This window comes from Blautia sp. aa_0143 (assembly GCF_004167315.1).
Taxonomy (GTDB): domain Bacteria; phylum Bacillota; class Clostridia; order Lachnospirales; family Lachnospiraceae; genus Blautia_A; species Blautia_A fusiformis.
In genome coordinates this window covers 43505-53955 of sequence record NZ_RCXU01000027.1, presented here as the reverse complement: position 1 = coordinate 53955, position 10451 = coordinate 43505, and the positions used below count along the sequence as shown (strand labels likewise).

The window sequence follows — 10451 nt, the reverse complement described above, 5'->3', positions numbered from 1 at the left end:
GTGGATCTCGGTGAACCCCTTCTCATAGAGGTAATCACGAAATGCCCGCACCAGAGCCTCCTGGATCTTGAATTTTGCACGCTCCTGCACATTACGCAGGGCGATAGGACGATAATTCAGCTTTGCCTCCAGGGAAGTGTTCAGCTTCCATTTGTCGATGGCCAGCGGAAGAGGCTCTGCAGGTGAGGAAAGGATCTCCACATGGCTGATGCGGAGTTCTCTTCCGTGAGGCGCTCTTTCTTCCTCATGAAGAGTTCCTGTGAGGCGCACACACATTGCCTCCTTCAGATCATGAATGGAAACATTTGTCTTGTCGTTTTCATATACAGTCTGAAAAAGCCCTTCTTTTTTTCGAAGTATCACAAATGCCACGTCACCCATATTACGGATGCTGTGTATTGCACCTTCCACTGTTGCTTCCTGGTCTTTCATGCTCTCGGAAAGAAGCACATCCCAGGCACATTCTCTAGTCTTACAGATTCCATCCATAAATTCCATTCCCTCATCCTCCAATTCAAAGTAGTTTCACCGAATCAGGAAATCCCCTGCGGAATTTTTCCCGATTCGGTGTGATATCAGGCATTCAAAGCAGATCATTTCTGTCCGCCCTATTGTTTTTTTACACAGAATCATATAAAAGCATCAGAACCATCTGGGCTGTCTCCACCATATTGGTCCCGGAATCCATACTGCATTTCTGGATATAGCGGTATGCGTCATCCTCGCTCAGGTGATTTCTTTCCATTAGAAGCATCTTTGCATTTGAAATATAATTCTGTTCTTTCCATGAACGCTGTTTCGGCTTTTTCTTATCTTTTTTCCAACGCCTTTCGATCTGGGAAAGCATCATGCTTACCGTATTTACCAGATCTCCGACTTTCAGAGGCATTCCCACGCATAAAATGGATGTTGGCGCCTCACTGATCACTCCCCGGGAAGCCATAAGCAGCATTTCAAAATAATCCGGCATATAGTCCAGAAGATCACGGTAGTACATATCCTGAAGATGATAACCGCAAAGCAGAACGCCGCCATCAAGCTCCGAGATACTGGCAAGGGCATTGGCACCTGAATTGCATACTGCCGCCACCGTGAATCCATATCGGTTAAGGACTGTGCGGATCTTTTTTGCATCTTCTATTTTCGGTAATGCAATCACGATACTCGTGTTCATAAGCCGCCACTCTCTTTCGTCCCATTATGCCTCGTTCATCAGATCCGATACAGATACTCCTCGATCTCCCAGTCGGAAATCTCCTGGGAATAACGTAGCCACTCTTTTCTCTTGGCCTGCGCATACTGTTTGCAGAAAGCTTCTCCAAGGATTTCCTTCATCCAGCTGCTGTCCTCAAACAGTGTGATCGCTTCCCGCAGGTTCTCCGGTAAATTCTCGATACCCTGTTCCTTCTGATCCGACTCGGAAAGAGAACGGTTAGAAGCTTTTGTAGGATAGATCTTCTTCTGGATTCCATCCAGGCCCGCTGCCAGGCATACCGCAAAAACAAGGTATGGGTTGGATGCAGCATCCGGGCTTCGAAGCTCGATCCTGGTATCAGCACCATTGACTCTCGGGATCCTTACCAGTGAATTCTGGTTATTTCTCGTCCAGGTCAGCTCTGTAGGCGCATCAAATCCAGGTACAAGACGCTTATAAGAATTTACAAGCGGATTGGTGATCAGAGTCATCTCACGGCTGTGAGCCAGAAGACCTCCGATAAAATAGTATGCCTCTTCACTTAATCTGGACGGATCCTCCGGATCCACGAAAATATTTTTTCCATTTTTAAACAGTGAAAAATGGATATGCATGGCTGAACCGTTTACTTCCCGTCTTGGCTTCGGCATAAATGTCGCATGAAGTCCATGACGTTTGGCTACAGTTCTTACTGCCATCTTAAAGGTTATAACTTCGTCTGCCATCTCACGTGCTTCCCCGTAATGAAGGGCGATCTCATGCTGTGCAGGTGCTGTCTCATGATGAGAGGATTCCACCTCAAATCCCATATCCTCAAGAGTCAGTACCATGTCACGTCTTGCATTTTCGCCTAAGTCCACCGGACTTACATCCAGATATCCGGCCTTTTCGTGAGAAACCGTTGTAGGCATTCCGTTATCATCAATATGAAACAGGAAAAACTCGCATTCCGGGTCAACATAACAGGTATACCCTGCCTCCTCTGCTGCCTGCGCTGTTTTTTTCAGAATATATCTGGAGCTCATCTCATGCTCTGATCCGTCTGCACGGCGCATATCACAGATCAGTCTTGCAACCTTTCCCTGCTGAGGACGCCATGGAAGAATTGAAAAAGTATTATAATCCGGATACAGGATCAGATCCGGCTCCTTTTCTCCCACAATGCCCGCAATATGAGAGCCATATACAACGCACTGGTTATCCAGGGCTCTTGGAAGCTCTCTTGCTGTGATCGCAATATTTTTCAGAGTTCCAAACATATCTGTAAACTGGAGGCGGATGAACTCTACGTCTTCCTCCTCTGCCATTGCAAGAATCTCTTCTCTGGTATAATTCCCCATAGTATTCTCTCCTTTATTTCCTCATCACACAAAATAATTACCCTCAAAATCAGAAAAAGGGTGCACTTCAGAGAGCTTCCGCTCCTGAAGAACACCCTTGTTCATGGACGTAATTATAGCAATCGGTCAATTCTTTGTCAACCATTTTTTAAAAGGGGCAAAAGTTCAAAAGCTTTATCGCGGAAACACGAACAGTTTTTTTGACCTTTTGCCCCTGGTATCTGTTATTTTACTGTAAATATGAATAGCTCATCAGTGATTCATCCACTGCTTTCGCAGCCTCACGTCCCTCATGGATCGCCCATACGACAAGGGACTGTCCACGATGCATATCACCTGCTGTGAACACACGATCTACGCTTGTTGCATACTGCTCCGGTTTTGTTTCCACATTGGTTCTTGGTGTAAGCGCTACACGGAAAGCATCTGTCACATATTTCTCGCTGCCAAGGAAGCCTGCCGCAATAAGGACCACATCTGCAGGGATCACTTCCTCACTGCCCTCAACCGGCACCATATTGAATCTTCCGGTCTTTTCATCCTTTACGCTCTTCAGTTTTACGATCTTGGCCTTGCAGACATTTCCTTTTTTGTCCTTGATAAACTCGGTAACGGTTGTCTGATAGATCCGAGGATCATGGCCGAATACTGCAATAGCCTCTTCCTGGCCGTAATCGGTTTTCAGGACCTTCGGCCACTCCGGCCATGGATTGGAAGGAGTTCTTGCTGCAGGAGGCTGCGGCATCATCTCAAGCTGTGTTACAGATTTCGCCCCCAGACGGATAGATGTTCCCACACAGTCATTACCGGTATCACCACCGCCAATGACCAGAACATTTTTGCCCTTTGCAAGCTCATATGGAAATTTTGCAAAATCTGTATCCAGAAGACTTTTTGTTACCTGCTTCAGGAAATCCACTGCAAAGTAAATTCCCTTGGCATCTCTTCCCGGAACCTTGATATCTCTCGGATGAGAAGCTCCACAGCAGAGAAGGACACGGTCATAATCCTTCAGAAGCTGTTCTGCCGTGATGTCAACACCAACATTGATATTGGTAACAAATTTCACGCCTTCCTCTTCCATCAGCTTCAGTCTGCGGTCAATGACCTTTTTCTCCAGCTTCATGTTCGGAATGCCGTAGCGGAGAAGTCCTCCGATACGGTCGTTTCTCTCAAATACGGTTACGCTGTGGCCACGGCGGTTCAGCTGCTGTGCTGCTGCCAGTCCGGAAGGACCACTTCCGATGACTGCGATCGTCTTTCCTGTGCGGACAGGCGGGATCTGCGGTTTTACCCATCCTTCTGCATAGGCTGTCTCAATGATCGCTTTCTCATTCTCCTTTGTGCTGACCGGATCTCCGTTCAGGTTACAGGTACATGCAGCTTCGCAAAGTGCTGGACACACTCTGGATGTAAACTCCGGAAAGCTGTGTGTCTTGTTTAAACGAAGGAATGCCTGCTTCCAGTTTCCTGTGTACACAAGATCATTTGTCTCAGGAACCAGGTTGTGCAGCGGGCAGCCGGAAGCCATTCCGCCGATCATCATACCTGACTGGCAGAAGGGGACGCCGCAGGCCATGCAGCGTGCTCCCTGAAGTTTCTGTTTTTCTTTATTTAATGGAATACGAAATTCGTTGAAATTCTGAATACGTTCCTTTGGCGGCAGAACCTTTGCCGTTTCTCTTTCATAATCTAAAAATCCAGTTGGCTTTCCCATTTCCTCATCCTCCTTAATGTTTCACGCCGATGCTCTCATAGAACGCTTCCATCTGTGCCTGCTGGCTGGTCAGACCTTTTTCTTCCAGCTTTGCACTTAATGTGATCATTCTCTTGTACTCATCCGGAATGAGTTTTTTGAAGTGAGGCAGATAGGAATCAAAATCAGCCAGCACCTTCTTACCGATCTCAGAGCCTGTTGCTTCCACATGAGCCTCGATAAGATCACGAAGCTCTTTTTTATCATATTTATTATCCACTTTTTCAATGGAGATCATTGCTTTATTGAGGTTCTTGTAAAGAACGTTATCCACATCAAGGACATAAGCGATACCGCCGCTCATACCTGCTGCAAAGTTCTTTCCTGTTTTTCCAAGAACTACCACACGACCGCCTGTCATGTACTCGCAGCCATGCTCGCCAACACCCTCAACAACTGCAACCGCACCGGAGTTACGTACTGCAAAACGCTCACCGGCAACACCGTTGATAAATGCAGTTCCGCTGGTCGCACCATAGAGTGCCACGTTTCCGACGATGATGTTCTCTTCAGCCTTGTATCCGGCCTTCTCTGGAACCTTAACGATCAGCTTTCCACCGGAAAGGCCTTTTCCGAAGTAGTCGTTGCTGTCACCGGTCAGTTTCAATGTCAGTCCTTTCGGAATAAAGGCACCGAAGCTCTGTCCGCCTGCACCTGTACAGTTTACAGTTACCGTATCCTCCGGAAGTCCATCCTTATGATTTCTTGTGATCTCAGATCCGAGGATGGTACCAAATGCACGGTCTGTATTGGTAACATTTACATCAACAGAAACTTTCTCACCCTTCTGGATCGCCGGTGCACATTTCTTGACCAGAACTTTTTCATCCAGAGTTTTCTCAAGATTGAAATTGTATACAGCCTTCGGATCAAAGGTTACTTTGCCCTTTCCTGCATATGGGTTATTCAAGATGGCACTTAAGTCAACCTTACCCTTATGCGGCTCCTGCACACTGTCAGAAACTGTAAGAAGGTCTGTACGACCTACCATCTCATCGATGGTGGCAACACCAAGGCGTGCCATGTACTCTCTCAGCTCCTGTGCAATAAAGCGCATGAGGTTCTCCACATACTCCGGTTTTCCGCGGAATCTCTTACGCAGCTCCGGGTTCTGTGTAGCCACACCTACCGGGCAGGTATCCAGATTGCAGACTCTCATCATCACGCAGCCCATCGTTACAAGTGGCGCTGTTGCAAAACCGAATTCCTCTGCACCGAGAAGTGCTGCAATGGCAACGTCACGGCCGCTCATCAGCTTACCGTCTGTCTCGATACGTACACGGTTACGAAGTCCGTTCATGATCAGCGTCTGGTGTGTTTCTGCAAGTCCAAGCTCCCATGGAAGTCCTGCATTATGGATAGAGCTTCTTGGCGCTGCTCCTGTACCTCCGTCATATCCGGAGATCAGAACAGTCTGTGCACCGGCCTTTGCAACACCGGCTGCAACCGTACCAACACCCGCCTCAGAAACCAGCTTTACGGAAATATCCGCATATTTATTGGCGTTTTTCAGGTCATAGATCAATTCTGCCAGATCCTCGATAGAATAGATATCATGATGTGGCGGCGGAGAGATCAGGCTGACTCCCGGTGTGGAATGACGGGTTTTTGCGATCCACGGATATACCTTCTTTGCAGGAAGATGTCCGCCCTCACCCGGCTTTGCACCCTGTGCCATCTTGATCTGGATCTCTCTTGCGGAAACCAGATAACGGCTGGTAACGCCGAAACGTCCGCTGGCTACCTGTTTGATCGCAGAGCAACGGTCATTGTCTGTTCCTGCTGAATCCAGACGCTCATCACTTTCACCACCCTCACCGGTATTAGATTTTCCATGGAGATGGTTCATGGCAATAGCCAATGTCTCATGTGCTTCCTGTGAAATAGAACCGTAGGACATGGCACCTGTCTTAAATCGTTTTACAATATCCTCAACACTCTCAACCTGGTCGATCGGAATAGGCTCCTTGGCAAACTTAAAGTCCAGAAGACCTCTTAAGTTTCCATGACCCTCGTCATCCACCAGCTTTGTATATTCCTTGAACATCTCATAGCTGCCCTGTTTTGTGGACTGCTGGAGAAGATGAATGGTACGCGGGTTATATTTGTGCTCCTCACCCTGGCTTCTCATCTTATGGGCACCTACGCTGTCCAGAGTAAGATCTGTGGCAAGTCCAAGGGGATCAAATGCCTCAGAATGAAGTTTTTCTACATTATCCTCGATATCTTCCAATGTGATTCCGCCTACACGACTTACGGTTCCTGTAAAGTAACGATCGATCACATCCTGGGAAATTCCGATTGCCTCAAAGATCTGAGATCCCTGATAGGACTGGATAGTGGAAATACCCATCTTGGAAGCGATCTTTACGATACCGCTGATCACTGCATGATTGTAATCATCAACGGCTGCGTAATAGTCCTTATCCAGCATATGTGTATCGATCAGCTCATGGATCGTATCCAGTGCCAGATACGGATTGACTGCACTTGCACCATATCCGAGGAGTGTTGCGAAATGATGTACCTCTCTCGGCTCACCTGACTCCAGGATCAGGGCAAGGGAAGTGCTCTTCTTTGTTTTTACAAGATGCTGATGTACTGCGGAAACCGCCAGCAGGGACGGGATCGGCATATGGTTCTCATCCACACCGCGGTCAGAAAGGACCAGGATGTTTGCTCCCTCACGGAAGGCTTTGTCTACCTCTACGAACAGACGGTCAATGGCACGTTCAAGCTTTGTGCTCTTATAATATAATGTAGAAAGTGTTACAACCTTGAAGCCGTCCTTTTTCATATTCTTGATCTTCAGCATATCGGTGTTGGTCAGAATCGGATTGTTGATCTTCAGCACCTGACAGTTCTCCGGCTTCTGGATCAGAAGATTTCCGTCTTTTCCTACATATACACTTGTAGAAGTAACGATCTCCTCACGGATCGCATCGATCGGCGGGTTTGTTACCTGTGCAAAAAGCTGCTTGAAATAATCGAACAACGGATAATGTTCCTTGGAAAATACTGCAAGGGGAGTATCATGTCCCATGGCTCCGATGCTTTCTGCGCCGTTTAATGCCATGTTTCGGATCGAAGTACGGTACTGCTCATAAGTATATCCGAAGGCTTTCTGAAGGCGTGCTCTCTCCTCCGGAGTGTATTCGACAACTCTCTGATTCGGGATCTTGATATCACGAAGCTGTACCAAATTGCTGTCCAGCCACTCACCATAAGGCTGTTTTTTCGCATATTTTTCTTTGAGCTCATTGTCATCAATGACACGACCCTGAACGGTATCAACCAGAAGCATTTTTCCCGGATGAAGACGTTCTTTTAATACGATCTTCTCCTCATCCACAGGAAGAACACCAACCTCGGAGGAAAGGATCATATAGCCATCCGATGTGATATAGTATCTGGATGGACGAAGACCGTTTCTGTCAAGAACCGCTCCCATCACATCACCATCTGAGAACAGAATGGACGCAGGACCGTCCCATGGCTCCATCATAGTCGCATAGTACTGATAAAAATCTCTCTTCTCCTGAGAAATCGTATCGTTGTTTGCCCATGGCTCCGGAATCGTGATCATCACTGCAAGTGGAAGATCCATTCCACTCATAACCAGGAATTCCAGGGTATTGTCAAGCATTGCAGAGTCAGAACCATTGCGGTTAACTACAGGAAGGACCTTGTGAAGCTCATCCTTCAGATACGGAGACTCCATGTTTTCCTCACGTGCAAGCATCTTATCGGCGTTTCCGCGGATCGTGTTGATCTCACCGTTATGTACGATGAAACGGTTCGGATGTGCTCTCTCCCAGCTTGGATTCGTGTTGGTACTGAAACGGGAATGTACCACTGCAATGGCAGACTCGTAATCCTGGCTCTGAAGATCGCCAAAGAAGGTACGGAGCTGTCCTACCAGGAACATACCTTTGTATACGATGGTACGGCTGTTCATGGAAACTACGTAAGTATTATCATTACTCTGTTCAAATTCACGACGTGCGATGTAAAGCATACGGTCAAAGGCAAGACCTTTTTCCACATCCTCCGGTTTTTTAACAAATGCCTGCATAATGCACGGCATGCACTCTTTCGCTTTATGACCAAGAACCTCCGGGAAGACCGGTACTGTACGCCATCCAAGAAGCTCCAGACCCTCTTTTTCCACGATGATCTCGAACATCTTCTTTGCCTGGGCACGTTTGATCTCCTGCTGTGGGAAAAAGAGCTGGGCTACACCGTATTCTCTCTCTCCGCCGATATCAAAGCCTTCTTTTTTACAGACCTTCTTAAAAAATTTGTGGGAGATCTGAAGAAGGATACCGACACCATCACCGGTTTTTCCTTCTGCATCCTTACCAGCACGATGCTCAAGATTCTCTACGATCTTAAGAGCATTGACAACTGTATCATGTGTTTTCTTTCCTTTTATATTAACAACGGCTCCGATACCGCAGTTATCATGTTCAAATTCAGGGCGGTAGAGGCCCTGCTGCTGATTTGCTACTTCTCTCATTTTTCTCATCCTTTCATTGCAGCTTCTTCTGCCGTCTTTTTATCAACTGCCGCCTGCACAAATCCACGGAACAGCGGATGTGCATGGTTTGGCCTGGATTTAAATTCCGGATGTCCCTGTGTTCCCACAAAGAACGGATGTCCGGCAATTTCGATCATCTCAACAATGTGAGCATCCGGGGATGTTCCTACAATGGACATTCCCTTTTCGTCCAGTTCCTTACGGAATGCGTTGTTTACCTCATAACGATGTCTGTGACGTTCCTGGATCTCTTTCTTTCCAAAAAGCTCATAGGATTTGGAGCCTTCTGCAAGCACACACGGATAGCTTCCAAGACGAAGAGTTCCTCCAAGATCTTCCACATCCTCCTGATCCGGCATCAGGGCAATGACCGGATGTGTTGTTTCCGGTGCCAGCTCAATACTGTTGGCATCTTCATATCCAAGCACATGGCGGGCAAATTCCACAATAGCCATCTGCATTCCCAGGCAGATCCCAAGGTATGGGATCTTATGAACTCTTGCATACTGTGCCGCAAGGATCATTCCTTCTGTACCACGGTTTCCGAATCCTCCCGGAACCAGGATTCCATCTACAGAATGGAGAGTCTGATCCAAATTTTTTTCATTGAGTTCTTCGGAGTCCACCCAGGTGATATCAACCTTTGCACGGCAAGAGATCCCGCCATGCTTCAGTGCTTCCACAACACTCAAGTATGCATCATGAAGCTGTGTATATTTACCAACCATGGCGATCTTTACTGTTTTATCCGGGTGGCGGAGATTTTCTACCATATTTTCCCAGTCTGTAAGATCTGGTTTGCGATTCTCCAGTCTTAAGCTCTGCAGTACTACGTCTGCAAGCTTTTCTCTCTCCATTGCAAGAGGAGCTTCATATAAATATTCCACATCCAGATTCTGAAGCACATTGCTTACAGGCACATTACAGAACAGGGCGATCTTTCCACGGATATCCTCGGTAAGAGGATACTCACTTCTGCATACCAGGACATCCGGCTGGATTCCCATTCCCTGAAGTTCTTTTACACTGGCCTGGGTGGGTTTGGTCTTCATCTCTCCGGAAGCACGAAGATACGGGATCAGAGTTACATGGATAAGGATCGCATTGTCATGTCCCACATCATGCTGGAACTGACGGATGGATTCCAGGAACGGCTGGCTCTCAATATCACCGACTGTACCACCAACCTCGATGATGGCAATTCTGTCTTCGTCTGCGGATTTTGCTCTGTAAAAACGGCTCTTGATCTCATTGGTAATATGCGGGATCACCTGAACGGTACCTCCGCCGAAATCACCATGACGTTCTTTCTGAAGAACAGACCAGTAAATCTTACCGGTTGTCACATTGGAATTTTTGTCAAGGCTTTCATCAATGAAACGCTCATAATGTCCAAGGTCAAGGTCAGTCTCTGTACCGTCATCCGTTACAAAAACCTCTCCATGCTGAATGGGATTCATAGTTCCCGGGTCAATATTAATGTAGGGATCAAATTTCTGCATGGTCACCTGATACCCTCTGGCTTTCAGAAGGCGCCCAAGAGACGCTGCGGTAATTCCTTTTCCCAGACCAGAAACAACTCCACCTGTTACAAAAACATACTTTACTGCCATCTTCGAT

The 10451-nt window shown here is 47.1% G+C and carries 6 protein-coding genes; all 6 read right to left on the bottom strand.

Annotated features, from left to right (window positions below):
• Positions 1-498, bottom strand: a 498-nt coding sequence (locus tag EAI83_RS13555) for an OB-fold nucleic acid binding domain-containing protein (RefSeq protein WP_243113509.1), incomplete at its 3' end; no start/stop codon positions are given.
• 121 nt (positions 499-619) lie between these two features.
• Positions 620-1174: an ANTAR domain-containing response regulator gene (locus EAI83_RS13550; protein ID WP_015525749.1), complete on the bottom strand. Its 555-nt coding sequence runs from the start codon at positions 1172-1174 to the stop codon at positions 620-622.
• Positions 1175-1212: 38 nt separating this feature from the next.
• Entirely contained in the window at positions 1213-2535 is a 1323-nt protein-coding gene (gene glnA, locus EAI83_RS13545) for a type I glutamate--ammonia ligase (protein ID WP_021651138.1), read from the bottom strand.
• Between the two features lie 229 nt (positions 2536-2764).
• The gene (locus tag EAI83_RS13540; RefSeq protein WP_021651136.1) at positions 2765-4252 is read right to left on the bottom strand and encodes a glutamate synthase subunit beta; all 1488 of its coding nucleotides are present in this window, start codon (positions 4250-4252) and stop codon (positions 2765-2767) included.
• A gap of 13 nt (positions 4253-4265) precedes the next feature.
• The gene (gltB, locus tag EAI83_RS13535; RefSeq protein ID WP_129975733.1) at positions 4266-8819 is read right to left on the bottom strand and encodes a glutamate synthase large subunit; all 4554 of its coding nucleotides are present in this window, start codon (positions 8817-8819) and stop codon (positions 4266-4268) included.
• Positions 8816-10444: a CTP synthase gene (locus tag EAI83_RS13530; RefSeq protein WP_021651134.1), complete on the bottom strand. Its 1629-nt coding sequence runs from the start codon at positions 10442-10444 to the stop codon at positions 8816-8818. The genes gltB and EAI83_RS13530 overlap by 4 nt, the downstream gene beginning before the upstream one ends.
• Positions 10445-10451 lie beyond the last annotated feature (7 nt).